The organism is Bacteroidia bacterium (assembly GCA_040880525.1).
GTDB lineage: Bacteria > Bacteroidota > Bacteroidia > CAILMK01 > JBBDIG01 > JBBDIG01.
Genome location: JBBDIG010000027.1, coordinates 1 through 25,695, shown reverse-complemented (window position 1 = coordinate 25,695; position 25,695 = coordinate 1). Strand labels below are relative to the sequence as shown.

General features: G+C 45.8%; 22 protein-coding genes. 12 read left to right on the top strand and 10 right to left on the bottom strand.

Annotated features, from left to right (window positions below; genetic code table 11):
• Positions 1–39: 39 nt before the first annotated feature.
• From WD077_07980 to WD077_07965, 4 genes are read left to right on the top strand one after another with little or no spacing between them, the layout of a single operon-like run.
• Entirely contained in the window at positions 40–2,754 is a 2,715-nt protein-coding gene (locus WD077_07980; protein MEX0967162.1) for a D-alanine--D-alanine ligase, read from the top strand.
• The gene (locus WD077_07975; protein ID MEX0967161.1) at positions 2,751–3,563 is read left to right on the top strand and encodes a PASTA domain-containing protein; all 813 of its coding nucleotides are present in this window, start codon (positions 2,751–2,753) and stop codon (positions 3,561–3,563) included. The genes WD077_07980 and WD077_07975 overlap by 4 nt, the downstream gene beginning before the upstream one ends.
• A 28-nt stretch (positions 3,564–3,591) precedes the next feature.
• On the top strand, positions 3,592–5,535 hold the full coding sequence (locus WD077_07970) for a T9SS type A sorting domain-containing protein (GenBank protein MEX0967160.1): 1,944 nt from the start codon (positions 3,592–3,594) through the stop codon (positions 5,533–5,535).
• A 28-nt stretch (positions 5,536–5,563) separates the two neighbouring features.
• The gene (locus tag WD077_07965) at positions 5,564–6,235 is read left to right on the top strand and encodes a methyltransferase domain-containing protein (GenBank protein MEX0967159.1); all 672 of its coding nucleotides are present in this window, start codon (positions 5,564–5,566) and stop codon (positions 6,233–6,235) included.
• Here WD077_07965 and WD077_07960 read toward each other — a convergent pair.
• Positions 6,232–10,011, bottom strand: coding sequence for a two-component regulator propeller domain-containing protein (locus tag WD077_07960; GenBank protein MEX0967158.1), 3,780 nt, complete (start codon positions 10,009–10,011; stop codon positions 6,232–6,234). The genes WD077_07965 and WD077_07960 overlap by 4 nt on opposite strands.
• A gap of 328 nt (positions 10,012–10,339) precedes the next feature.
• Between WD077_07960 and WD077_07955 the strand changes: the two genes are divergently transcribed.
• The gene (locus WD077_07955; GenBank protein ID MEX0967157.1) at positions 10,340–10,642 is read left to right on the top strand and encodes a hypothetical protein; all 303 of its coding nucleotides are present in this window, start codon (positions 10,340–10,342) and stop codon (positions 10,640–10,642) included.
• Positions 10,643–10,877: 235 nt separating this feature from the next.
• Here WD077_07955 and WD077_07950 read toward each other — a convergent pair whose 3' ends face one another.
• Entirely contained in the window at positions 10,878–11,051 is a 174-nt protein-coding gene (locus tag WD077_07950) for a hypothetical protein (GenBank protein ID MEX0967156.1), read from the bottom strand.
• A 220-nt stretch (positions 11,052–11,271) separates the two neighbouring features.
• On the opposite strand from WD077_07950, the gene WD077_07945 reads away from it, so the two are divergent.
• Entirely contained in the window at positions 11,272–11,907 is a 636-nt protein-coding gene (locus tag WD077_07945) for a CPBP family intramembrane glutamic endopeptidase (protein ID MEX0967155.1), read from the top strand.
• A gap of 56 nt (positions 11,908–11,963) precedes the next feature.
• Here the strand turns inward: WD077_07945 and WD077_07940 are convergent, their stop codons facing one another.
• On the bottom strand, positions 11,964–12,341 hold the full coding sequence (locus WD077_07940; protein MEX0967154.1) for a VOC family protein: 378 nt from the start codon (positions 12,339–12,341) through the stop codon (positions 11,964–11,966).
• A gap of 93 nt (positions 12,342–12,434) precedes the next feature.
• Here WD077_07940 and WD077_07935 point away from each other — a divergent pair, with 93 nt between their 5' ends.
• On the top strand, positions 12,435–13,478 hold the full coding sequence (locus tag WD077_07935; protein MEX0967153.1) for a 3-dehydroquinate synthase family protein: 1,044 nt from the start codon (positions 12,435–12,437) through the stop codon (positions 13,476–13,478).
• The gene (gene aroA / locus WD077_07930) at positions 13,475–14,707 is read left to right on the top strand and encodes a 3-phosphoshikimate 1-carboxyvinyltransferase (GenBank protein MEX0967152.1); all 1,233 of its coding nucleotides are present in this window, start codon (positions 13,475–13,477) and stop codon (positions 14,705–14,707) included. Before WD077_07935 ends, aroA begins: the two co-directional genes overlap by 4 nt.
• Here the strand turns inward: aroA and WD077_07925 are convergent.
• Positions 14,685–15,701, bottom strand: coding sequence for an acyl-CoA reductase (locus WD077_07925; protein MEX0967151.1), 1,017 nt, complete (start codon positions 15,699–15,701; stop codon positions 14,685–14,687). The genes aroA and WD077_07925 overlap by 23 nt on opposite strands.
• Before the next feature lie 82 nt (positions 15,702–15,783).
• Here WD077_07925 and WD077_07920 point away from each other — a divergent pair, with 82 nt between their 5' ends.
• Positions 15,784–16,131 carry a 4Fe-4S dicluster domain-containing protein gene (locus tag WD077_07920; protein MEX0967150.1) on the top strand — a complete coding sequence of 116 codons (348 nt, stop codon included), beginning with the start codon at positions 15,784–15,786 and terminating at the stop codon, positions 16,129–16,131.
• A 54-nt stretch (positions 16,132–16,185) separates the two neighbouring features.
• The gene (locus tag WD077_07915; protein MEX0967149.1) at positions 16,186–16,935 is read left to right on the top strand and encodes an NlpC/P60 family protein; all 750 of its coding nucleotides are present in this window, start codon (positions 16,186–16,188) and stop codon (positions 16,933–16,935) included.
• Between the two features lie 4 nt (positions 16,936–16,939).
• Here WD077_07915 and WD077_07910 read toward each other — a convergent pair whose 3' ends face one another.
• From WD077_07910 to WD077_07900, 3 genes are read right to left on the bottom strand one after another with little or no spacing between them, the layout of a single operon-like run.
• Positions 16,940–17,578, bottom strand: coding sequence for a hypothetical protein (locus WD077_07910; protein ID MEX0967148.1), 639 nt, complete (start codon positions 17,576–17,578; stop codon positions 16,940–16,942).
• Between the two features lie 8 nt (positions 17,579–17,586).
• On the bottom strand, positions 17,587–18,405 hold the full coding sequence (locus tag WD077_07905; protein ID MEX0967147.1) for a class I SAM-dependent methyltransferase: 819 nt from the start codon (positions 18,403–18,405) through the stop codon (positions 17,587–17,589).
• Positions 18,406–18,442: 37 nt separating this feature from the next.
• A complete protein-coding gene (locus WD077_07900; protein ID MEX0967146.1) occupies positions 18,443–20,494 on the bottom strand; it encodes a DUF349 domain-containing protein in 2,052 nt (683 codons plus the stop codon).
• 117 nt (positions 20,495–20,611) lie between these two features.
• On the opposite strand from WD077_07900, the gene WD077_07895 reads away from it, so the two are divergent.
• A complete protein-coding gene (locus tag WD077_07895; protein ID MEX0967145.1) occupies positions 20,612–21,469 on the top strand; it encodes a hydroxymethylglutaryl-CoA lyase in 858 nt (285 codons plus the stop codon).
• A gap of 6 nt (positions 21,470–21,475) precedes the next feature.
• On the opposite strand, the gene egtD is transcribed toward WD077_07895, so the two are convergent.
• Positions 21,476–22,492 carry an L-histidine N(alpha)-methyltransferase gene (gene egtD, locus WD077_07890; protein MEX0967144.1) on the bottom strand — a complete coding sequence of 339 codons (1,017 nt, stop codon included), beginning with the start codon at positions 22,490–22,492 and terminating at the stop codon, positions 21,476–21,478.
• Positions 22,493–22,502: 10 nt separating this feature from the next.
• Positions 22,503–23,804 (bottom strand): ergothioneine biosynthesis protein EgtB, encoded by a 1,302-nt coding sequence (gene egtB, locus WD077_07885; GenBank protein ID MEX0967143.1) that lies wholly within the window; start codon positions 23,802–23,804, stop codon positions 22,503–22,505.
• 194 nt (positions 23,805–23,998) lie between these two features.
• On the opposite strand from egtB, the gene WD077_07880 reads away from it, so the two are divergent.
• A complete protein-coding gene (locus WD077_07880; GenBank protein ID MEX0967142.1) occupies positions 23,999–25,057 on the top strand; it encodes a T9SS type A sorting domain-containing protein in 1,059 nt (352 codons plus the stop codon).
• 81 nt (positions 25,058–25,138) lie between these two features.
• On the opposite strand, the gene WD077_07875 is transcribed toward WD077_07880, so the two are convergent.
• Positions 25,139–25,648, bottom strand: coding sequence for a hypothetical protein (locus tag WD077_07875; GenBank protein ID MEX0967141.1), 510 nt, complete (start codon positions 25,646–25,648; stop codon positions 25,139–25,141).
• Positions 25,649–25,695: the final 47 nt, after the last annotated feature.

Below are 25,695 nucleotides of genomic sequence, written 5' to 3'. Positions count from 1 at the left end.
TGATACATTCACTCAAAACTCCACCTTACCTTTGCAGTTATGAGGATCGGAATTTTACTTGGCGGTAAATCCCGGGAGCGGGAAATATCCTTTGCGGGCGGCCGGACGGTGTATGATATTATTGAAAAAAACCTGTTCGAGCCGGTGCCGGTGTTTATTGACAGTCTGGGCAATTTCATTTTGCTGGAATGGCAATATTTATATAAAGGAAGCATCCGCGATTTTTATCCGCCCACCTCTTTCCTGCCTGGTTCGTCATCTGAATTCAATGTATATATAGAAAGCCTCCAGCCGCTAACCGAAAAGCAACAGGACGAGATGATCGCCAGTATTGGCCGCAAAATATCACCCGAAGAATTGGCCGGCTTAATGGATTTTGCGTTCCTGACACTTCATGGCCCATACGGTGAGGACGGCACTATCCAGGGCATCCTCGATTTTTATCATATTCCCTATACCGGTTCCGGAATTCTTTCTTCTGCCATCGGTATTGATAAAGTGGTGCAGAAGCGTCTCTTGAAGAATTCAGATTTTGCTACGCCTGAATATTTGGTTATCCCCCGGCAGAAGTGGCTTGATGCAGAAGATCATTACCCATTTTATGAAGAAGCGATAGCAAGATTCGGGTTTCCTCTTGTGATAAAGGCATCTTCTCAGGGATCCTCCATAGGCGTGCAGATTTTGGATGAAGCGAATGAGGCGCAATTTACAAAAGCTGTATACCGCTGTTTTTTTACAGAAAGCGTTGATTTAGATCAATGGAATAAATTCACCGAAGCACAAAAAATAAAGCTTGTAAAAAGCCTGACGGATTTTCAGGAAGGCATTGGCCTGCCGGTGGAAGTGACATGGCAGGTATCAGATATTGAAAGCAATTCTCCGGTTTCAAAACCTGGGATTGCCAACCATCCGGAAGAACTGTTGACTCTCCTGGATAAACTCCCCGGAGAAGGAAAGGCATTTATCGAAAGCCTGCAAACGGAGCCACACGTATTAATTGAACGATTTATAAAGGGAAAGGAGTTTTCGTGCATTGTAGTGCAAAACGAGCAGGGGAGGCCGGTGGCCCTGCCGCCAACCGAAATCCGCAAGAAGGGCCACCTCTTTGACTACCGCGCGAAATATCTGCCCGGCATCAGCAACAAGATTACACCTATCGAACTGCCGGATGAGAAGATTGAAGAGATCAGGCAAAAGTGTGAAGAGCTGTTTGACTACTTTCATTTTAATGTCTACGCCAGGCTGGATGGCATTTTGGGCGATGATGGCACCATTTACCTCAATGATCCGAATACGACCTCAGGAATGTTGCCTTCTTCATTTTTCTTTCACCAGGCCGCTGAGATAGGGTTGAGTCCATCGCAGTTTCTCACCTATATTGTCCGCACTTCGGTGGCGGAAAGAATGCGTTTCAGCTTCTCCTCCCTTGCGCTTAAAAGCCTGCTGCAAAAGCTGGATACAGCCATTGCCGGAACAAGGAAGGAAGTGCAGGAAAAAACCCGGGTAGGCGTAATATTGGGCGGCTATAGTACGGAGCGGCACATTAGCGTGGAGAGTGGCCGCAATGTTTTTGAAAAGCTGGCATCCTTCGGAATGTATGATCCTGTACCCCTGTTTCTATCCGGTTCGGCTGATGATATGCGATTTCACATCCTTCCACTTAACCTGCTGCTGAAAGATAACGCAGACGACATTCGTCATAAAATTAAACACTTTTCTATCCCGCTTATCATTAAAAAAATTATTGGGGAAGCAGAGGATATTACTGCAAAATATGCTTCAGCGGGATATGAATTCAGTCCTGTGGAAATACCGCTGGAACAATTGAATAAGCATATTGATTTCGCTTTTATCGCATTGCACGGCCGCCCAGGCGAAGACGGAACGCTGCAGCAAAAGCTGGAAGAACTTCGGATCCCATACAACGGCTCCGGATTCGAGTCTTCGCAGATCACGATTGATAAATTCAGAACTAATCAAATTCTGAAGGAAAAAGGATTCAAGGTTCCTAAAAGTATTTTTATTGATAAAAAACGCTGGGAGGACGATACGGCATCGGTGCTCGGGCAAATTGAGGAGCAGATAGCATTTCCGCTCATAGCAAAGCCTTCTGATGATGGCTGCAGTTCAGCCGTCAAGAAGATTGACTCGCCAGATGAATTAAAGCTTTTCGCAGAGATCATTTTCCGGAAAGACGAACTTCTGCCGGAAAAAGCTGCCCGCCAGCTACACCTAAAGCTGAACGAGGAATTTCCGCAAAAGACCTATTTCATAGTGGAGGAGTTGATCAGCCGGAACGGAGCGCAGCAATTCCTGGAAATAACAGGAGGAATGCTGATAAAACCAGCCATCGGAAGCGAAAGCCAGTTTGAGGTATTCGAACCTTCTGAAGCGCTGGCGGGAGCAGGCATTCTTTCGCTCGAGGAAAAATTTCTTGCTGGTGAGGGCCAGAACATCACGCCTGCCCGCTTTCACCGCGACAAGGAAAAGAATCAGCGGATTTCTTCCAAAGTGCGGGAACAACTGGAAAAAGCGGCAGGAGAATTGGGAATTGAAGGCTACTGCCGCATTGATGCTTTTGTTCGCATTTATGAGGATGAAGGAACGGAGGTGGTATTTATTGAGGCGAATTCGCTTCCCGGCCTTACTCCTGCCACGTGCATATTTCACCAGGCGGCTATTAATGGTTATAAGCCCCAGGAGTTTTTAGATAAAATTATAAATTTCGGCATTTTAAAAGCTACCGCCCATTGAGCTTCTTCAAATTCCTGATCAGCCGTGCATTCTGGATTAATGTTCTGATTGCCATCGGCCTTTTGTCACTTCTCGTGTTCCTCTTTTTCCAGTTTCTTGATAGCTACACCAATCATGGTGAATCGCTTACCGTTCCGGATTTAACCGGAAAATCCATCGAAGCAGTACAAGAAACAATTGAGGCAAAGAGCCTGAATTTTAAGGTTTTCGATACCGTTTATATTTCCGACTTGCCTTTGAATACGGTCATCGAACAAAATCCGGTGCCCGGCAGCAAAGTGAAGCGAAACCGAACCATCTACCTGACGATGAATTCCGGGCAGCCGGCAAAAGTCCGGCTTCCTAATCTTGACAATTCTTCTGTTACGCACGCCCGCGATCTTTTGCGTAATAAAAAATTAAAGATAGGCGAACTGGAATATGTGCCGCATTGGGCGCCTAATCTGGTTTTGGGTATGAAATATAAAGGCCGGGATATTACGAAGAATGACAGCGTGGCGGAGGGTTCTGTGATTGATCTGGTGGTAGGCGATGGATTAAAAGACAGCGAGATCACTGTACCCAATCTTTCCGGGTTGAGGTATCAGGAAGCCGTATTCCTGCTGAAAGGTGCCGGAATAAACATCGGAAACCCAATTGTGATGGGCAGCGTTACTGACACTGCCGATGCAATTGTTTATCGTCAGCGGCCGCAACCCGGTTCTGGAAAAATTGCTCTTGGCGATGTTATAGATATTTGGATCATGGATCCTGAAGTTTATGAACTTCAAAATGGAATGCCGGAAGATGAAAATCCAGGTGAAGAATAATTTATTTTTAATACCGTTTCTCAGTCCTATGAATAGCTTATATCGTCCCTTTATTTTTATGGCCGGCATCCTAATTTTCCTTCTACCCATTTCCCTGAAAGGCCAGGAAGAGGTGAGGCCGCTCGAATATCAGGAGATTCTTTATTGGAAATACGCCAACAGTGGCCCGAAACCCGTGCTGAAGCAAAGCACCGATACCATTGAATTGCCATTCTTCGATGATTTTTCAAATTATCCCCATTATCATTTTGATTCCCTTTGGATGGATGATTATGTGTTGTTTAATGATCATCTGGCCGTAGAACCACCTTCGCTTGGCGTGGCCACCTTTGATGGTTACGATGGCCGCGGAATTATTTACAGCGGTGGCAATACAGCCGCAGGCGCTCTGGATACGCTCACTTCTGCGCCAATCAATCTTAGCGGAAGGGGAGGCGGTGATGATATCTGGTTCAGCTTTTTTTATCAGCCGGGTGGTATTGGCGATCCTCCGGATGGCAGCGCTTCAAACACGTTTACGCTCGATTCGCTGAAGGTGGAATTTAAGCCGGACTCTTTCCTTGCGGGAGGCGTGTATAACAGCACAGACTGGATTCAGGTATTTGCAGCCGCAGGCCCGGGGCGAACCGAGGAATTTCAGCAGGTATTTATTGAACTTACAGATTTGGCAGATACTAATTGGTTTCATAATGCCTTCCAGTTTCGATTTATAAGCTACGGCAGCCGCGTAAACCATAACGGAAGACGCTCCGGATCTTATGATATCTGGCATGTGGACTATGTAGAACTCAACGAGAACCGGACGGAGAATGAACCGGCTCAAGATCTCTCATCCGTTTACCCGGTACATAGTATTTTAAAAACCTATTATTCAATGCCCTGGAAGCAATTTGCGTCTAATCCTGATGCGGAGTTAATTGATTCGCTTCCAATGGAGGTAAGCAACCTGGCGGATGTAGCCCGGACCTTTAATCGCGGATATTCGCTAACTGATCATCAGACCGGCACTGTGCTGCTGGACAGGCTGAGTATTCTTGCGGATACCATTAATCCGGGAAACGTAAAGCGGGTGCATGTGAATCCCTTCACCTTTGCAAATCCTCCCGCAGGTGATCTCGTGGAGGTGATGGTGAAAAGCCATGCCCAGACAGTTCCGGATTTTGTGATGAGAAATGATACCGCGTTTCGCCTCCAGCGGTTTTACAATTACCTGGCGTATGACGATGGAACCCCCGAAGCCGGTTATGGATTAGCCAATTCAAGCGGGAAAATAGCGCTCCGGTTTCGGCTTAATGAACCTGAGACGTTGCGTGGAATTTCTATACATTTTAATAAAGCAGATACCACTTTGGCGAACCGGTTTATTGACCTTGTGGTATATGAACATATCTCGCCCGTGAACCAACCGGCCAACAGTGATGTGGAGTTGTACAGGCAGGAGAATGTTAATATCCGTTATACCGGATGGAGGAACGGATTTCATCTGTATGTTCTGAATGAACCGGTTCCTGTTAACGGTACCTTTTACGTAGGATTAAACCATGGTGAGGAGTTCTTTATAAACATTGGGATGGATTTGAATTATCAGCGATTTTTCCGGGACAGAACCATTAATTCCAATCTCTTTTTCAATGTATTGGATACCTGGAAACCTTCTGTGACTTATGGTGCTCCGATGATCAGGCCGGTTTTTGGAGATTCAGCTCTTGTGGACGTTACAACTCCTACAGAGCCTGGGTACGAGGTGGAAGTATATCCAAATCCGGCAACTGACCGGCTACATGTGAGAATTGCAGCCGGAGGAAAATACCGGCTCGAGTTGTTGGATGTTCAGGGAAGGGTGTTGCAATCGGAGGTTTCGCCTGGTTTCTCTTCTTTCTCCGTTTCTTCCTATCCGGAAGGACTTTATCTTATAAAGGCTACTTCACAGGCTACCGGTGCCGTTTCTGTCAGGAAAGTCATTTTCCGGTAGTTTATTTTCCAAAAACGATTTGTCATTGGTGTATTTGCCATTGTTCGTAAAGCGCTGGCTTAGCTACTTTAAAGAAGTGCCGGTGGAATATGTCCGGTCTGAATGGCATCCGGTACTCGTGGTTAAGTTGTCTCAGGGAAAGTTCATTCTGGATGGCGAGCGCGTTAATTATGCCTTTGAAGGACTGGACGCATTCTTTCGTCTGGCATTTCAAAAAACGGGCATTCCACACGAAAACACAAAAACTGCCCTGATCCTGGGATTTGGCGTGGGCAATGTGGCCACTATTCTCAAGGAAAAAGATCCTTCAATATCCATAACCGGTGTAGATGCCGATCCGGTGATGAAAGACCTGGCTGAAAAGTATTTCGGATTGAAGAAACTTGGCGGCACTGAGGTGATAACCGATGATGTGGTACATTACATTCGAAGCACGAACCTGACGTTTGACCTGATCGTAGTGGATGTATTCCTGGAGGAAAAGATCCCCGAGCCGTTACAGCAACGTGGGGTATTGAGGAAATTAGAGAAACTCCTGAATGCCGGAGGTGTGCTTTTTTTCAATACACTGGGCGACACCCCGGAATTGCGCGATGAAAGCGGGAAGATATTTGAAACCGCCTACCTGGTTTGGAAAGGATCGGAACAGGTTCAGGTTATCAACAACCAGCCGATCATCTACAAGAAGTCAGGCCGCTAACTCGCTTTGAGCCGGTGCTTCTCTTCTGAAGGTTTTGCTGATTTATTCAGGACTTTACCCCAACGCGTCAACAGAGCTTTGAAATCGCCTACTTTAAAAGGTTTGCTCAGGTAATCATCCATGCCGTGAGAAAGATAGCGCTCCCGGTCGCCTTCAATTGCATTGGCCGTCATGGCAATAATTACCGGAGACCCGTCTCCGTATTTCTGCTGAATTCTGCGGGTGGCTTCAACGCCATCCATCTCAGGCATCTGTGCATCCATTAGGATCAGGTCATAACGGAATTCGCTCAACATCTCCAGCACTTCATTGCCATTGTTGGCGACATCAGCTTCATACCCAAACTTACTGAGATGCTTCAAGATCACCAGTTGGTTCATTTTGGCATCTTCAGCCAGCAGGATGGAAATCGGGTAATTTTTCCCAAGCTTGTCATCAAAGATGGCTGCAATATTTTTGACGGATCCGGTAGCGTTTCCCACCTTTTTTACAGCAGTGGGGGAGACCCGGGCCACAATTGTAAATGAGAAGACAGAACCTTTGCCTTCTTCGCTCTTACAGGATATAGTGCCGCCCATCAGGTTGATCAGCCGCTGGCAAATCACCAGGCCCAGGCCGGAACCACCATATTTTCTTGATGTGGAAGAGTGTGCCTGACTGAATGCTTTAAACAATTTTTGCTGGCCTTCTTCAGAAATTCCAATGCCCGTGTCTTTTATATTAAATTCAAGCTTAATAAGATTGGTATGAGCAAGATCATTTTCCTCAACTTTTTTCACTTCCAGGCTTACCTCTCCTTCCTTAGTAAATTTGATGGCATTGCTGATCAGATTATTCAGGATTTGCTTTAGCCGCATTCCATCACCTATCAATTCCTCCGGTACATCTTCAGCGTATACATAATTGACCTTTAGTCCTTTTTGATGAGCTATTTCCTTGAACAAGGTTATGGTATTGCACACCGACTGCTTCATATCAAAGGGCTCTTCTTCCAATTCCATTTTCCCACTTTCCACCTTTGAGAAATCAAGAATATCATTGATGATATTCATTAAATTTTCCCCACTGCTTTGGATCAGATGCAGATATTCCCGTTGCTCCTCATTCAGTTCGGTAGTTTTCAAAAGATTGAGAATTCCGATCACGCCATTCATCGGGGTTCTGATCTCATGGCTCATTGTAGCAAGAAATTCAGATTTAAAACGCACTGCTTCTTCTGCATTTTCCTTTGCCGATTTCAATTCTCGTGTTTGCCGGTTTAGTTCCTGGGTCCGGTAGTTTACCTCTCTTTCCAGTTTCAGCTTCTGACGTCTTATTCTTTTGGTATTATAATAAAAGAGGTATACCAGCAAAGCCAGGAAAAGTAAAATACACAGGACTCTAAACCATGCGGTCATCCAAAATGGTGGGACTACTGTTATGGTGAGCGATTCTATTTCTTCGCTCCATTGGCCGTCATGGCCTCGGCCTTTCAGTTGCAGGGTAAATTCTCCGGGTTCCAGGTTAGTAAAAATGGTATTCCTGCGATTTCCCAGATATATCCATTCTTTATTTAATCCTTCCAGCTTATATGCATAGCTGTTATTTTCGGGGCTCACGAAATCCATTACTGCAAACTCCACCATTACAACGCTCTCCCCGTAAGGAAGCGTAATTTTTTTGTTTTTGGGTTCGAGCCTTTTGTTCTCGCTGCCTTTAAGTTGAATAACGGCTGTGATGACAACAGGAGCTACTACAGAAGAAGGGGTGATTTGATGCGGATAAAAAGAATTAAGACCATTAATTCCACCAAAGAACATTTGCCCATCCTCTGCCTGGAAATAAGCACCCGAATTGAATTCATCTCCCTGCAGGCCGTCTCCTTCTTCAAAGTGGGCGACTATCCCTGATTCTGGTGTGAACCGAACAATGCCCAGATTGGTGCTTAGCCATAAATCCCCTTGTTGCGATTCAAGGATGCCATATACCACATCATTTGGCAGCCCTTGTTTCGTGGTGTAATGCCTGAACCCGGTTGGTTCATGGTTGGTGTTAAGCGTTACCTTCACCAAGCCCTTCCCATCTGTTCCCAGCCAGGGTATTCCTTCAGCATCAAAAAATATTGTTTTGATCCGGTTAACCCGCAATCCTAGTTCAGATGCGTTTTTTATGCTGTAGGATAATTTCTCACCGGTTGCGGGATTATATATCTGCAGGCCGCCATCAGTTGCCAGCCATAGCCTGCCTTCAGAATCCGGGACCACCTGCCATACCATCTGCTGATCTTGGTTTTCATTGCCTTGCAGATGTCGTTTGAATTTGCCCTGCACAGGATCAAATTCCTCCAACCCGTTCATTGTGGCTATCCAGAATATTCCGTTGTTGTCCTGCGTAATGTCGAATACAAAGCCACTCCCAATGCTGTCCTGCATGTAGTGCGCAACATCATAAAATATGAACCGGTCTGAACGCTTATCGAGCTTAGCCATGCCACTTCCTTCTGTCCCAAGCCACAACTGGTTCTGGTCATCTTCATATAGGCAGTATATATTTAAATTTTTTAATGTGCCAGGCTGAGAAGGATATTGGCCGTAGTGTGTAATTTCCCTTGTTTTCGGATTGTATTTGTCCAAACCCTGATAAGAGCCAATCCACAACATGCCTTCATGGTCTTTAAGGATAGACCGGATACTGCGGGTTCCATTGTTGACGAGTGAAGCATAAGGAAGCGAAGGATAAAATCCAAACAACCGGTTTTGGCGAAACGTCTTGAGTCCCTCTCCGTTGCTGCCAAGCCAAACCAACCCTGAGCGATCCTGGAACATGCTGATAACGGCCACGCTTTTTTTTAGGCCAGGTTCTTTAACGGCAGCTTCTGCTAATGTAATTTCATGTGTTAGGCGGTTTATATGTGAAAGGCCGCCAATCTCCGTGCTGAGCCATAAGCCGTTGTTGCCATCCGGAAGAATGCGCAAAAGTTCTAAATGGCCACCATAGGACGAGGAAAGAGGATAGCGGCTAAATTCCTGTGCCCGTAAATTAAAAAACGTAAGGCCTTTACGATTCGTGATCCACAACTCACCTTTTACTTCATCAAGAAAAAGATAGTTCACGCGGTTGTCCAGCAAGCCGTCTGAAATTTCCCAGTGCCGGATTATCTTTTCTTTAGACGGATCAAAGTAAAAGAGACCATTCCCATAGCTCGTGATGTAAAGATTTCCTTTGCTATCAGGGAGTATTTGCTTGATCTGCTCCTCTACTCCCATGGCCTCTTTCTGCTTTGCAGGGGTAAGCCTGATAACTTTATGTGAACCTGTCGAAGGATTGAATTTGATGATACGGTTGCCCTGAGACCCCAGCCATAAATTTCCGTTGTTATCCTCTACGATATTGGTGATCTTAATGGCCTGCTCCTGTCCTGAAAGTACACCAGGTTGAAGATACCTCACGAAACTTTCTTTCTTTTCGTCATAGCGGTTCAGGCCTCCGCCATCGGTTCCTATCCAGAGTTGGCCTTTGGAATCCTCAAAAAGCGAAAGAATAAAATTATCCGAGATGCTGAGGCTGTCATCAAACTCATGTCTGAAGTGCTTGAAAGAGTAGCCGTCATACCTATTAAGGCCATCCTGTGTGCCAAACCACATAAAGCCTTGGCGGTCTTGCGTTATGGAATGGACCGTGTTCTGAGAGAGCCCATGTTCAATGGTGAGGTGCCTGAATTTTATTCCGGAAGTTGCACCTGCCGCGGATGACAGCAAAAGGCAAAGAAGAATTGTTAAGGTTGTAAGTCGAGGCATTGGAAATAATGTTTTCTCATTATGCCTCCAAAAGTAAGTGCAGCATATTCACCTGCATCACTAAAACCAGCACCAAAGGCTGATTTGTAAGAAAATTACTTTTTCGTGTTGTATAAAAACCTGAAACCACACTCTATTCAATGAAGAAAGAATTTGAAAAGCCGCTGTAGCACTTCAATCTCCCTTTCTTTACCATTTTGTCAAAATGGCTGCTGTGTCAGATTATTTAAATAATAAATCAAAACATAGCGAATACACGAAAAATGTGGCGCACATTTAGCCGCAGGGCATCGCAGAAATTCACTGCGTTTTTGTTGCCATTTTCGCTATGTTGCCATCCTGCTTTGCTGGCTTTTTACTCCTTTACCTCCTCGGCTTTGGAAGCTGCTCCTCACCTATTTCTTATTCATGGCAGGGTGAAGAACTGAATAATACAGCGATAGGAACTGCAGCAGACGAGCAGAATGAGGATGGTTGCAAGCCGCAACCTGTATTACTTACTCCATTTGCGGATGCTGGTCTCAGTTTACCGGTTTATTTCCCGTTCCTGGACCATGCTGAAGAAATCGCCTCTGTGGATCCGGAACCTATTCTTCTTTGCAGAATTCATCTGTCCATAAACGCGCCTTAGCTCCTACATTTCCCCCGGTCTGAAGAAGTGCTCATAACCTTTAAATCAATACAAATATGGACAGGGAATTAAAACAGCAGCAAAAGGAAAACAGGATTGCAGTGATCATTGCGGTGATCCTGCTTGTGATTCTGCTGCTTTTCAGGTATTTCTATTTTGATTAAAACATAAAAAAAGCTGAGGTGGGTGAAAGTTCTGAATCACCTGCCTCAGCTTTTTGCCTTAGATAATTTGATTACTTAAGCTTAGCTGCCTGGTCTTTTGAAAGAACGCGCCAGCATTCATGCGTGCCTGCCGGGGACTTTGCCACAGCAAAGTTTCTTCCGCCTTTTTCCCTGATATCAAATTTATCAGTTTCAAATTTGTCTTTAGTCTTCACATCATAGAAGCTCAGTTTCTGTTTTGCCATTTCGTATGGAATTTTATAAGTGAAAAATTGTTTTAAGCTGTGTTCAAAAATACATGAGTTAAGTGTGATACTCACTAAACATGTTCATAAGAAGGATTAAAAAACAAGAAAGTTCATAAAATACAATATAACATCCTTTGTTCCTTCATCCTTACATAGGCGGCAAATCTAATATCAAACATCCATTTACGGATAATATTATTTCTAACATTGCCCATGAATGTTTCATGGCCCAATGATGAGCACCGAAGAGAAGAAGAATAACCCACCCAATATTAAGCACCGGCTGTATGTGCTTTGCGCTATTACGTTGCTGGTATTACCAATTGTGGGAGAGTTCATTAGCCGTGCATTTATTCCGCGTCCACTCATTGACGTATTCCAGGAAGGTTGGGAATGGCAATGGCAGGTTTTGGCAGGAAGCGCCTATGGAATGGGCAGCGCCTGGATTGCACGGGAAATACTGCGGACACCTGCAATGGGTGGCGTCAGGCGCTTTTTCAGCAGTTTGTTATACCGAATGCGGCTCAACGGTTTCGAGATCCTGTTGCTTTCCTTTTCAGCTGGGATTGGAGAAGAACTGCTGTTTCGGGGGGCTGTGCAGCCGTTGCTTACTATCTGGCCCACAGCTATCATATTTGTGGCCCTCCACGGCTATCTCAATCCGTATAACTGGAGCCTTACATTATATGGGATATACATGATCCTCTTGTCAGCCGGACTGGGATATTTATTTGAATATGCCGGAATTATTGCTGCCATTACTGCCCACGTGGTGGTGGATATTATTCTGCTTTACGCTTTGCGCCATCACCGGCTCGATCCTTCTGAAAGCGGTTCAAAGGCCGAAACCTGAAAGAAAGAGCTTCTTAAAATTTCAGCAACAGCATTATTCCGGAATTAAATAGGCGATTATTCTTCTGAGAATAAACCTACCCGGTTTCCTTCGCTGTCATGGATAAGCGCAAAATATCCACGGTTCACGTCAATGAGTGTGCGGTTTACTTCTATCTTGCCGCCAAGACGCTCAGCACGATTCAGCACAGCCTCCATTTCTCCTGTTACATCGAAGTAAACAATAGTGCCTGTAGAACTTGGATTATTCTGTCCGCCCTTCACAATAGCACCGCCAACCTGGTTCCTGGAACGGCTCGTGCGGGGAAAGTTGCCGTAAGTGGCATCATTGAGTACTGTCCGTTCGAGCTCTATTTCAAATAAGCCATTATAAAAAGTCTCTGCACGGTCAAAGTCATTTACCGGAATCTCGAACCAATTGATCAAATCGCTCATAATTATTATCTTTTTATACGCCATTCAAAACGGGCAGGAAAAGGGTATTGTTGCGAAATAATTGACAACAGAATTTTCATCTGAAAACTCATCATGGGCTATATAATGGATCCGCGGCTGGAGATGCCGGACAAGTTGCTGCAAGAGCTGAATCCCTCTTCGGTTTTTGTGCTGACGGATAAGAATACCACACGGCACTGCCTCCCCATCCTGCAGCGCAACCTGAAGCCACGGCAATTTCATCACCTTGAAATTGAAGCCGGAGAGGCTTCCAAGGAAATGAAGGTTTGCCTGCGCCTTTGCCATGAAATGATGGAGAAAGGAGCAGACCGGCAATCGGTGCTTTTAAATCTGGGAGGAGGAGTAGTAACCGATCTTGGCGGGTTTACGGCTGCGATCTTCAAAAGAGGAATTCGCCTTATCCATATTCCAACATCGCTGATGGCCATGACAGATGCTGCTTTGGGCGGGAAAACAGGGCTGAACCTTGGGCATTATAAGAACCAGCTTGGAACATTTAGCGAAGCACATCAGGTGGTAGTGCATCCAGGTTTTCTGCATACATTACCGGTTCCGGAATTGCGTTCAGGATTTGCAGAAATGGTGAAACATGCGCTTATCGCAGACCGGGATTTGTGGGAAAAACTTCAATCAGCAGCAGTGTCGCAGGAGAGCCTTCAGCCGTTGCTTCAGCAATCTATGGAGGTGAAAGAGCGGCTGGTGAAGGAAGATTTCTCTGAGCAGGGTGCGCGACTGAAATTGAATTTCGGACATACCATAGGCCATGCTTTGGAGAGCTGGTCTCTGGAGCAGGCTGTTACACCCTTAAAGCACGGAGAAGCCATAGCTGCCGGAATGATGGCAGAAGCCGCCTTGTCAGTTGCCTATTCCGGCCTGCCTCCGGAAGAATTTCACTCCATCGTGAATTTCATTAAACAACACTTTCCGGTTTTAAATTTTCCAGAACCACAACAACTGTTTTCTTTTTTAAAAGCTGATAAAAAAAATATCCTAGGTACGTTCCGGTTTTCGCTTCTCAATAAAATAGGGAGTTGCGAAACCGGTGTGGAACTGACTACTGAAGATCTGAAGAAGGAATTGAAACAGATAACAATAACCGGAAGCAGAACAGCGTGAGCCAGCCATTTTTTCAATCAATATCGGGAACGGTGAATTTACCGGCTTCCAAGAGCCTGAGCAACCGCATGATTGCACTTCAATTTATGGCGGATGATAATGATGCTGCCATTGTAAACCTTTCAGAAGCGCAGGATACGCTGTTGATGCTAAACGCCTTGACAAGCGAAAACAATGAAATTGACCTGGAAAATGCCGGTACTGCCTTCCGCTTTCTTACTGCATGTTTTGCTGCGAAAGGCATGAAGAAAATCCTCACTGGAAGCAAGCGAATGCAGAAGCGCCCTGTAGCACAGCTTACGGATGCGCTTCGGCAATTGGGTGCAGATTTTCGCTACCACGGCAAGGAAGGTTATCCTCCGGTAGAAATAATTCAGGGAATACAGAGGGGCGGAAGTGTTAAAATAAAAGCCGGTATAAGCAGCCAGTATATCAGCGCATTATTGCTCATAGCGCCTTTTTTACCAAACGGGCTGCAATTGGAAATAGGAGGCGATCAGGTTTCAAAACCTTACGTAGAGCTGACATTGCGGCTCCTGGCATATCACGGAGTAGAATTCGAAAGGAGCATAGACAGGATAGATGTGCCGGAGCAGCCAGTGACTTTGCGGCCTATGCTCATAGAAAATGACTGGTCGGCTGCATCCTATATTTACGCACTTGCCGCACTGGCCGGAAAAGCTGAAATACTGCTGCCGGGCCTGCATCCCCAAAGCTGGCAGGGTGACAGCATCATGGTGGAATGGATGGAAGCGTTCGGCATAAAAACTCAGTATTTCAACCGTAAATGTTTTATTCAAAAATCAAATACCAACTTTCCTTCAGAATTCAATAAGGATCTGACTGATTATCCTGATCTGGCGCAGACATTTGCCGTGCTGTGCAGCCTGATGAAAATTCCATTTCACCTAAAGGGCATAAAGAATCTTCGCGTCAAGGAATGCGACCGATTGAAGGCTCTGGAAACCGAGCTTCGCAAACTGGGAACAGAAACTGAAGCCGGGGCTGATTCACTGCAAAGCCTGAGTTTTGGAGAAGTCCCGAGGCATCCAGTGCGAATCAGCACCTACAATGATCATCGGATGGCCATGAGCTTTGCGCCTTTCGGCATGATATATCCAAACGTGAAAATTGATGATCCGGAGGTTGTGCAGAAATCCTTTCCGGGATTCTGGCGGGAACTGGAACGTTTGAAAAGATCGCCAGCTAGAGGTTCAGCAGAAAGTTGAGAGGGTCAACCTTGTCAGCATAATCCCATAATTCAGGTTGTTGTGCTTCACCGGGCAGCAGTTCCCCGGGTTTTTCATATCCCACTACTACCTGTATTTGTTTCTTTTTGGCGGCTATATCAGCATTTACCTCGTCAAGCGATTTGTAGTGATGGGTATGTACTACAGATAAAGGGGAAGCAATTTGCTCATCTTCCTTCAGCAATAAAAATCCATTATCCAGATGTGGGACTTTATTGATCAGCATCAGGCTTTTGTGAAACATATAATTATTGTAATACTTGTTATGGTCACCTATTGTAGCCATTGGTTCTATCGCTTCGAAGAGCGGAATAAAGCTGAAGTTTTCCGGTACATATATTTTGGAGACATTGCGGCAACCGAGACCAAAATAGCGCAGCATATCCTCACCCAATCCCCGGAGGTCTTTCTCGCTTTCGTTACCGGTGAGGATGGCAACTGAGTTGCGGTTTTTCCGGATGATGTGCGGGTATTTTCCAAAATAATAATGAAAGTAACGGGCAGTATTATCTGAACCGGTCGCGATCACGGCATCAAAATTCTCCAGTTTTTTTACCAACGAAATTGTATCCCGCCAGGCAGGTTCTATCTCAAATAATTCATCAAGCAATGCCGGCAGCAAAATCTGGTCTTTGGATGACATTTTTACCATTGCCCGGTTGCCGGTCACCATTACCGCAAGCAGGTCATGAAGTCCCACGAGCGGGAGATTGCCGGCCATTACAAGGGCTACGGTTTTGGGCGCGTGGTTTTCCGGAATGTCATAAGTTGAAAGCCAGTTATCCAACTTATCAGAATTAAGAAAATTGTGAATAATGGATTGCAAGGAAAAACGCAGGTTTTCTGGCGTGAACCAGGCATTTGCCTCATGGGCTTTTTGAGTTGCGTGGTCCAGTTGTCCTTTCTGAAGTTGATTATTCAACAAAGAACCCCAGGCATCCAACACTTGGGTTGTCTGGTTAGTTTGGGTCATTAAAGTAAATCATAAGGGTTGAACAAAAAGGATATAGTTTTGTAGACGAATTGCAAAACTAAAACAATAAAAAGGAGCAGATATGGCAATAATGATCACAGATGAGTGCATCAATTGCGGGGCTTGCGAACCGGAATGCCCTAATAATGCCATTTATGAACCTGGTGCTGAGTGGGCCTTTAGTGATGGAACTGAAGTAACCGGGACGATAGATTTTGAAGGAGAACAGGTAGATGTTAATAAGCGCTTTCAGCCTGTTTCGGATGAGGTGTATTTTATTGTTCCTGATAAATGCACTGAGTGCATGGGATTTCATGAAGAGCCTCAATGTGCGGCTGTTTGCCCCGTAGATTGTTGCGTGGATGATCCTGATCGCAGAGAAAGCGAAGAAACCCTCCTGGCGCGCAAAGCCAAACTTCATTTGGATTAATTACCGCTTCTGCTATTTATGTCAGTTCCTTTCGGCATTTGTAACCTAAGCTGGATGCCGGTACGCGCGGATAAAAGCCATCGAAGCGAGATGGTGACTTCAGTCCTTTTCGGAGAAATTTTCAAGGTACATGAGTCGCTAGAGGCGTGGCATAGAGTAACGCTGGAAGCTGACGGATATGAGGGCTGGATTGAGAATGCTTCCCTTGCGATTCTGGAGGCATCTGCCTGCCAGGTATTAAGGCAACAAAAGCCTTTCTATGCGGTGGATTCCATCGTACGAATTGAGAATAAAAGCAGGCGATTTCCGATATATTTTGGCAGCACCATTTACCGCTCCGCGAAGGGCTGTTGCACTGCGGGAGATGAGGAGTTTGCTTTTGAAGGAAAAGTTCATTTGCCTGAAACTCTTGACGTTTCTCTTATTTTAGAGATGGCAACGCGGTTTCTCGAAACTCCTTATTTGTGGGGTGGCCGAACTACTTTCGGAACCGACTGCTCCGGGATGGTGCAAACGCTATTCAGAATAGCAGGCTATAGCCTGCCACGGGATGCAAGCCTCCAGGCCAAACAGGGGAATGCGGTGGACTGGCATGACCGGCAGCCAGGCGATCTTGCCTTTTTCAGCAGCGCAAATGGAAGGATCACGCATGTTGGAATTTTAGCAGCAAATGATGGTTTGATCCATGCGACTTCGGTGGGAGGTTCTAAAGTCAGGAATGATAAACTCTCAGAGCACGGGATCATTAACGCTGAAACAGGGATAATCACACACCCACTGGCATTTATCAGGCGTATGATTTAATCTGCTAATGCTGCACGTTTTCAGCGAGCATGGCTACCAGGCCCAGCAAAACCAGAACAATCCCTGTTACCAGCTTTTCATATTTTTCAGGAATGTGCAGGTTTAGCATTTGAATGCCTTTTACGCTGAGCGTTACCAGAATCACCATAGCCAGCACAGGCACAATCAGGTAAATCATTGTTACTGCGCCCAAACCGGCCCATCCAAAAGAGCCTGCCCGCAAATAAATGAAGGTAAGTTCCAGGCATGGAGAAAAGAACATCCCAACAGCGAGGGAAATTATAATAGCCGCTTTTGAGCGTGAAGAATGCAGGTGCTCAGGAATATGATGATGATGCGTCTGGCTCTGCCAGGTACGCACCAGATAATAAACACCTAATGCCATGAGGATGCCGGGCGTAATATAGCGTTGCACGATCTCAATGGATGACAACTGAAGGCTCATATAGCCGATAAGCAGGCCCAGCAAAATCGTGCTGATGGTATGGGCAGAGCCGGCAATCAGCGTTACCACCAGCGTTTCACGAAGGGACCAGTTTTCCGTTTTGCTTATTGCCACCACCGGCAACCAGTGGCTGGGAATGGCAGCATGAACAAGGCTCAACACCAGGCTCCCCACTATTACTTCATAAATTCCCTCCATTGCTGATTTTAAAACTTCAATATAAAATGTTGAGGTGCTGCACTTTTCCTGAAAAATACCAATCCAAAGCGATATAAATCTGCCGTTTGCCTTACTTCCGGCATCTGCTTAATAGCTTGCCAGGCGCGGGTCATCCCCGGAGACCAGTAGATATCATCTACCGCTATCACAGAGTTTTCATTCACTTTTTGCAGGCAAAGCCGAAAGTAATGGAGCAACCGCTCTTCCCGGTGATCGCCATCAATAAATACATAATCAAGCCGCGGCCATTCCTTCAGCACTTTTGGCAGTTCATCATTAAAATCACCCAGGCGGAACTGAACGAAATGGTCAATGCCCAGCTCCGGAGCAATGGCGTTCAGATTTCGTGTGGCTGCCTGGTGCGTGTCGCTGCAACCTTCAATGCTCACAAATTCGCTCCCGCTGTTTTGCGCCATTGCTGCTGCCTGGTAGAATGCACTTAGTCCCAGGGATGTTCCTAATTCCAGCGCATATCGGGGTTGGAAATGCCGGACGATGCGATACAATAACCGGCCGTAATCTGCAGGGATTCCTGAATGTTTTGCTTCTTTCCGCAGTAAGCGCCTGGTGGTTAATCCCGCATTTGAGCCCGCCCCCAATTCTTTTTTTGACAGCCAGCTTTCATCATGCTCAAGCGAATGCCGGAAGCGGGCGATCGAATTATAAACCGGATAATAGTTCATGTCCAGCAACACCTTGCAATAAAACTCATACATAAACGGGGAATGAATGCCGTGGCGGGAACTGGCGGAAAACAGATAGCGAAAACAGCTATTGAACCTGTGCCACAAACTGGCTGCGCTCAAGGGTTTTGACTTTTTATTAAATAGAATAATAAAACCGTTAAACGAGGGATGAGCGTTTGCGCACCATGCTTATTTTTTGTTTCAGCGTTTTAATTTCTTCTTCGTAATCCTGGATTTTCTTCTCAAAATCTTTCTTCAGTTTGTCAGCATTTTTTGAATTGCTGAAAAAAGCCAGGTTGTTATCCAGCGTTACCATGTCATTCTCAATGCGCTTGATGTCGCGGTTCAGTTTCCATATTTCATTGTCAAGCTTGCCGGCTGCTTCCCTATCCTGTACCAGGTTATCAAGGTGCAGGGCATAGCTCATGAGCTTCGGGTCCAGGTCTTTATCAAATTTACCTTTTAGCATCAGGCTGCGCACGGCTTTTTGAAACCGTTCCTGGATTGCGGATTTAACCTTGAATGGAACAAAACCTATCTGGTTAAAATCTTCCTGATAATTTTTAACTGCTTCCTTCACATCTTCAGGCGGGTTGGCTGCGAGTTCTTCCAGCTTTTCGCAGATGGCTTCTTTTGCTTTCAGGTTTTCTTGCTGCTCGGCATGTTGCTGTTGATTGGCCTCCGTGAGCCGCTGAAAATATTGGTCGCACGCCTTCCTGAACCGGTTCCATATTTTCTGTGAATATTTCCGCTGCACCGGTTTGGTTTTCTTCCAGTCGTCCTGAAGCTTGATGACTTCGCGCTTATGCTGGCTGATGTCACCTTCTTCCTGCAGGATGGCTTCCACTTTTTCGCATAGCACTTCTTTTTCTCTCAGGTACTCAGCAAGATGTTTTTTCCGCTCTTTAAAGAAGTTGTTTTTGTTAGCATTGAATTGTTTCACGGCTTCGCGGAATTCTGCTGACAACTCTTTGCGGATTTCCTTAGGTACCGAACCTATCTTTTTCCATTCCTCTATCCAGGATGAAAGCTCCTTATTCTTTTCCAGCCACTGATCCGTTGATTCGGTCTGGAATGCGGCCAGTTCCTGAAGTTTTCCCAGCACTTCGCGTTTGGCAGCCAGGTTTTGTTCGCGCTGTTCCTGCCACTGTTCGTCATGCTTTTCTTTTCGCTGGTATATGGTATCTACAGCTTCTTTGTATGCTTCATTTAAGGATTTGAAGTCATCTTCAGGTACCGGGCCTGTACGCTTCCATTCCTTTTGCAGCGTTCGCAATTGATGCATTGCCTCCAGCGCGTCATCCAATTCCCGGAGCGCAACCACCTTACTGATGATCTCCTGCTTGCTCTCCATATTCTTTCTCCGGTCCAGCTCCTTCAGTTCAGAATAGAGCGACAGGTTATCGAAAAATTTATGAACATGAAAATTATACAGCTTCTTCAGGTTTTCATATTCAGTGCGGGGAACGGGACCTATACTGCGCCATTGATCCTGCAGCGAGCGGAAGTCGTGATAATGATTGGCGTTGCTGAGGTTTTCAGTGATCTCTTTAAGCTTTTCAAGGATGGCCTGTTTTTGCTCCAGGTTTTCCTCCTTTTGGCGGTTCAGCTCATTTATTTTTTCCTTCCGGAGTTTCCGGTAGTTGCGGCTGGCAACGCTCATGCGTTCCCTGAGCGGGTTGGGTGTAGCAACAAAATCCTCCGCCTGGTTTTCTTCATCTTCAAGGAAACTGGCCAACTGCGCGGCTTGTTCTTCGTTCACAATTTCCTCGAAAAGGGAGCGGGCTTGCCTTACCCTCACGGCCAGCCGGATAATGTCTTCTCCTGTAGATGCCTTTTCCACAAATTCCACCAACTCTTCCGGAGTCATTGTTTCCAGATCAGCTTCCTCCTGGTCATCCTCCTCGCTATCGTGCTGATCTTCGGTGTCTTCCTGTTCATCATGATGGGTAGCCTCATCATCTTTGGATTCATCCGAATGCTCGTCTTCAGTTTTTGAATTATCCAAAGAGGCCGCTTCGGGTTCGGATTTCGCAGGGCTTTCCCCGGAAGCAATATTTTCGGTGCTTTCAGGTTCAGGAGAATCACTGATCTTCCTGCTTTCCTCTTCCTGTCCGCCAGTCATTTCAGAAGATCCATTTTCCGGATTGGACGCCTGCTCCATCCCGGTGTTTGTTTCTTCTTTTTTCGGCAAGTCTTGTTCTGACATTATCATATTAATTTATCCAATACAAAAGCCACTCTCTAGTGCAAGGAAGCAAAATTAACGGAATAGAATTTTATTAGGAAATTGCGAAACTATTGATAAACCTAATATTTCAGCTAAATGAAGATTATTGAATGCCCCCGTGATGCCATGCAAGGTATTAAAGAATTTATTCCCACAGCAAAGAAAGCGGCTTACATTAACCAGCTTCTAAAGGTAGGCTTTGACACGATAGATTTCGGCAGTTTTGTTTCAGTCAAGGCAATTCCACAACTCAAGGATACGGCAGCAGTGCTGGAAAAGCTGGATTTATCATCAACCCAAACAAAATTGCTGGCCATAGTAGCCAACGTGAGAGGCGCTGAGGATGCACTCTCCCATGAGGAGATCAATGCCATCGGCTACCCGTTTTCCATCTCTGAAATGTTTCAGCTTCGCAATACCAATAAAACCATAGATGATGCGCTCAATGACCTGGACACGATCAAGGATCTGTGTTTGAAAAAAGAAAGGAGCCTCGTAACCTACATTTCAATGGGCTTTGGAAATCCCTATAATGAAGAGTGGAGCGTGGAGGGTGTGGCTGAGTGGGTAGACCGGCTCCGGAGCTTTGATTTGAAGATCATATCCCTTTCTGATACCATAGGCGCAGCGAAACCGGAGGATATTTCGTACCTGTTTTCTACGCTCAATCATCTTTATCCTGATGTGGAGATCGGGGCGCATTTTCATTCACACCCTGACAAATGGTATGAAAAGATAGAAGCCGCCTACAAAGGTGGATGCAAACGATTTGATGGGGCACTTAAAGGATTTGGCGGCTGCCCCATGGCCAAAGACGAACTGACCGGAAATATTGCCACGGAAAACATCGTCCAGTTTTTAGAGGAAGAGGGAGTAAAAACGGGTATAGACCAGGATGCACTACAGGAAGCTCTGATCATGGCAAATAGCATATTTCCTCAGGGGACAAAATAAATTGGATCAAACGTCCTTCCGCACCCGCCACAGCGAATTCAGGAAATAGCCCTGGGAATCCGTCAGGTGTTTTTCAATCTTAAATCCTGCGGAGGCTGCAAGTTGCTCAACACCACGAAGGTTATACTTGAAGGAATATTCAGTATGTATCGGCTCCCATTTATGGAAGGTAAAGCTTCTGTCGAGCTCCGCAATATGCACCTCCTGCTCTTTTAGGCTTATCAAAAAACTCTCTATGGCGCCTGAATTCGGGTTGTAGGTGGAGTAAAAGCGGAAATTGTCCAGATCGAATTCGCCACCGAGTTCGCGGTTTATGCGTTTTAGCAGGTTCAGATTGAACTGAGCCGTCACCCCTTTGGAGTCATTATAGGCGCTGCGCAGAGTATCAAGGTCTTTTTGCAGGTCGAAACCAATGGCCACCAGATCGCCATCATGAAGGCTGTTCCACAGGCTCCTGAGGAAATCTCCGGCCTGGGGCAGGTTGAAGTTGCCGATGTTGGAGCCCATGAACAATACGAAATTGCGCCTTTCAGAACTATTCTTTAGCCACCGCAACCCGCGGAAATATTCTGCCACCAGTCCTTTCATTTCCAAACCCGGATACGCTTCTGCAAATTGAGCCAGCAAACCTTTAATTGCCTCTTCGGAGATATCAATGGGAATATACTGGAAGTCAAGATCCTTTTCCAGAAAATGCTTCAGCAAAATTTTGGTTTTGCGGCCGTCACCCGCTCCGAGTTCCACCAGATTAAAAGGCTCGCCTGCAGCAAGGGCGGCAAAGTATTCTTTATGGTTTTCGAGGATCTCTTTTTCGCAGCGGGTGGGGTAATATTCCTCCAGTTCCATGATTTGGCTGAAGAGCCTGCTCCCTTCATTATCGTAGATATACTTTGAGTGAAGCCGCTTAGTGTCGCTGGTCAGGCCCAACAATACATCGGTGAGGAAACCCTCGAAGCGTGTATTTTCCTGGGTGGGATCAGTGTCCGCCAATATCTCGAATCGGGGTTTGGTGGTTTGGGTCATCTATATTTATTTACAGGTCTTCTGCCAGGCGAATTCCGGAAAACTGCCAGCGTTTGTCAGGATGAAAGAAGTTACGGTAAGTGATACGGATATGACTGCGGGGTGTGGCGCAGGAGCCTCCGCGCAACACCATCTGGTTTATCATGAACTTGCCGTTGTATTCGCCAATTGCGCCCTCTGCGCGTGAATAGCCAGGATAGGGGAGGTAAGCGCTGTGCGTCCATTCCCAGTTATTTCCCAGCATTTGTTTAATGGCGGCCTGCTCATCTTCAGCAGGCGAAACAGGATGCAGAAATCCATTTTCGGCAAAATGGCCTTCTGAAGCTGTCGGCATTATTTTCCGGGCGGCAATTTCCCATTCGGCTTCTGTGGGCAATCGTTTGCCTGCCCAGCTTGAAAAGGCTTCTGCCTCATAAAAGCTGATGTGTGTGACGGGCACTTTTGGATCTACTTTTCGCAATCCCTGAAGCGTCATTTCGTGCCATTCGCCATCAATCTGTTCCCAATATTCCGGGGCTTTCCATCCGTGGAGGTTTACGAGGTCCCAGCCTTCGCCCAGCCAATGCCGGAAATCTTCGTATCCGCCATCGTGCATAAACTCCAGATATTCACCATTGGTAACCAGCGTATTACGCAATTTAAAACCCTGGCTGAAGACCTTATGTTTCTTGCGTTCATTGTCCCAGGCAAATCCGTCTCCTTCAAATCCGATATCATAGATGCCTTCTGGATATAGAACATACTCAGGCATAATTTGCGAAGCGGGTGCCGGTGGAGAGATGTTCTGATATACAGGATGCAGCGGGTTTTTAGCCAATATGTATTTAAGGTCGGTTACCAGCAACTCCTGGTGTTGCTGCTCATGTTGCGTTCCGATAAGGGTGATTTCCCTGATGTCATCCCAATCCTGTTCGTCAGCATTCTCCAGCAGGTGGATCATGCGCTCATTGATCTTTGCCCTGTAGCTGTAAACTTCCTTAACTGTGGGCCTGGAGAGATGGCCGCGCTTGTGCCGTTCCCATTTTTCACCAAAAGAATTGTAGTAGGAATTGAAGATAAAGGCATATGCTGGATGAAAAGGCTTGTAATCCGGCTGGAATTCTTGTAGCAGAAAGGTTTCGAAAAACCAGGTAGTATGGGCGAGGTGCCAGCGGGGAGGACTTACATCCACCACGGGTTGTGGAATATAATCTTCTTTTTCAAGGGGTTCGCAAAGTCTTTCTGTTTGCTGCCTTACTTCTTCAAAAAACCGAATCAATTGCTGTCGCGCCACCTTCGGTTTCAGCAGTACAGCTTCTTCCGTACTTTCCATTTTCGCTGTGATAAATTTATGAATTATCTGAACGTGCCCGGGATAAAAGAGTTTACGAGTGATCAGTGAACACATTGAACAGCGAATGTCGTACTGGCGTGGAACTCTTTTCTTTTGTCACTAATATTCCACATTGGGCTAATAAAAATTAGGTTAATTTTGCCGCCTCATTTTTAAAGTTCAAAAATTATATTATGAAAAGAAACTACTTTAGTTTATTTGGTGCATTATTAATCGCAGGCCTGCCGGCTAAGGCGCAATCACCGGAAATTACTCAAAGCAACTACTCTGCTGCCGGAGATACCTTTACACTGCAGATGGCGGATACCACTTCGTTTTCAATAGGCAATGCCGGAAGTAACGAAACCTGGGATCTGAGCGGTATTACCCTTAATGGGACTAAGGTCTTTATGGATGCCACAGTGATTACCGGAACCCCTTATGAGGATGACTTTGACGCTGCTGATTTAGCCATAGAAGAAGATGATGTTTACCGTTATTATTTGCTCAATAGTGGTGGATTTACCTCATTAGGCGAAGGCTATGAGGATGGCGGAATCAACATTTTGATGCAGCATAGCAGGCCTGAGAAACTTGCTGAATTCCCAATGGAATATCAGGATATGATCACAACAGATATAGTAGCATATACAACTGCGCAGGGAATGAGCACTGAAAGGAAAGGCGAAACCACAGTGGAAGCCGATGGTTACGGCACGCTGAGACTGCCTGGCAATCGTAACTATTATGATGTACTTCGCATCAAAGTTATCCGGAACTATACGGACAGCACGAATCCTACCGGCACTACTCCATTTTATACGGACGGAGTGCAGGAAATTTATTACTGGTATTCTGAAACTGAAAAGGGTTATTTGGCCAGGCACCAGCGCATTCTCGAAGTTAATCGCAGCAATGGCAATGTGTTGCGTAAATCAACAACTGCCGGTATAGTGCCGAAGGGATCAGGCCAGGTTGGCATTGCACAACGCGCGGAAGCTGCGGAAGATTTTCGCATTATGCCAAATCCGGCTAAGGATCGCATTATGGTGAATTTTACCGTGAAGGTAAATCAACCGGTGAAGATTACGCTGTACAATCTTCTTGGTAAAAGTGTAATGCAGGAGTCGTTTACGGCTGTTACAGGTCTTCAGCAGAAAGCACTGGAGGTAAGCGGTTTGCCCCGTGGTGTGTATCTTCTTAGCGTTGAATCCGCTGAAGGTGTAAGCACCAGGCGTGTTGCACTGCATTAAGAATTAAATTACAATTAAATAAAGAAGAGCCGCTCCTGTAAAAAGGTAGCGGCTCTTATCATTTATTGGGGCTTGCGTCATTTACTCCTCACCTTCGGAAGCCACAAGCAGGAAATTGCCCGAAAAATCTACTGAGTGATACTTATCATCGCGACCCTGGAACTGTATGGAGCCATGCACCTGCCAGACGCCATTTTTGCTCCGGATCCCGCTTATTTCTCCCTCGTTTATGGCATAATACCCTCGGCCCAGGCAGAAGCAACCAACCAGATAATTGGCTCTTGCATCACTAAGGTCTTCAGCTTTTAGCGAGAAACTCTTTGCTTTGGCGGGAATTTGCCACATCAGCCGCATGGTCCATTCATCATCGGCAATCTCATCTTTGCCGGCATTTTTTACTTCATATTCAAAAACCAGCGAGTCGCCCTTCTGGCGGGAGAAATATTGGGGCTGCGCATTAATTGATGCGTTTTTGAAATAACGGAAGGTGGTATCGGGATCACCCGGCATTTGTGCATTTGCCGGTCTTGCGGCTACCAGAAGCAATGGAAGCACCAGGAGAAACATACATCGTTGAAGACAGTACTGCATTTTTTATTTTAAAATTTAATGTAATCAGGTTTATTGTTAATTCCATT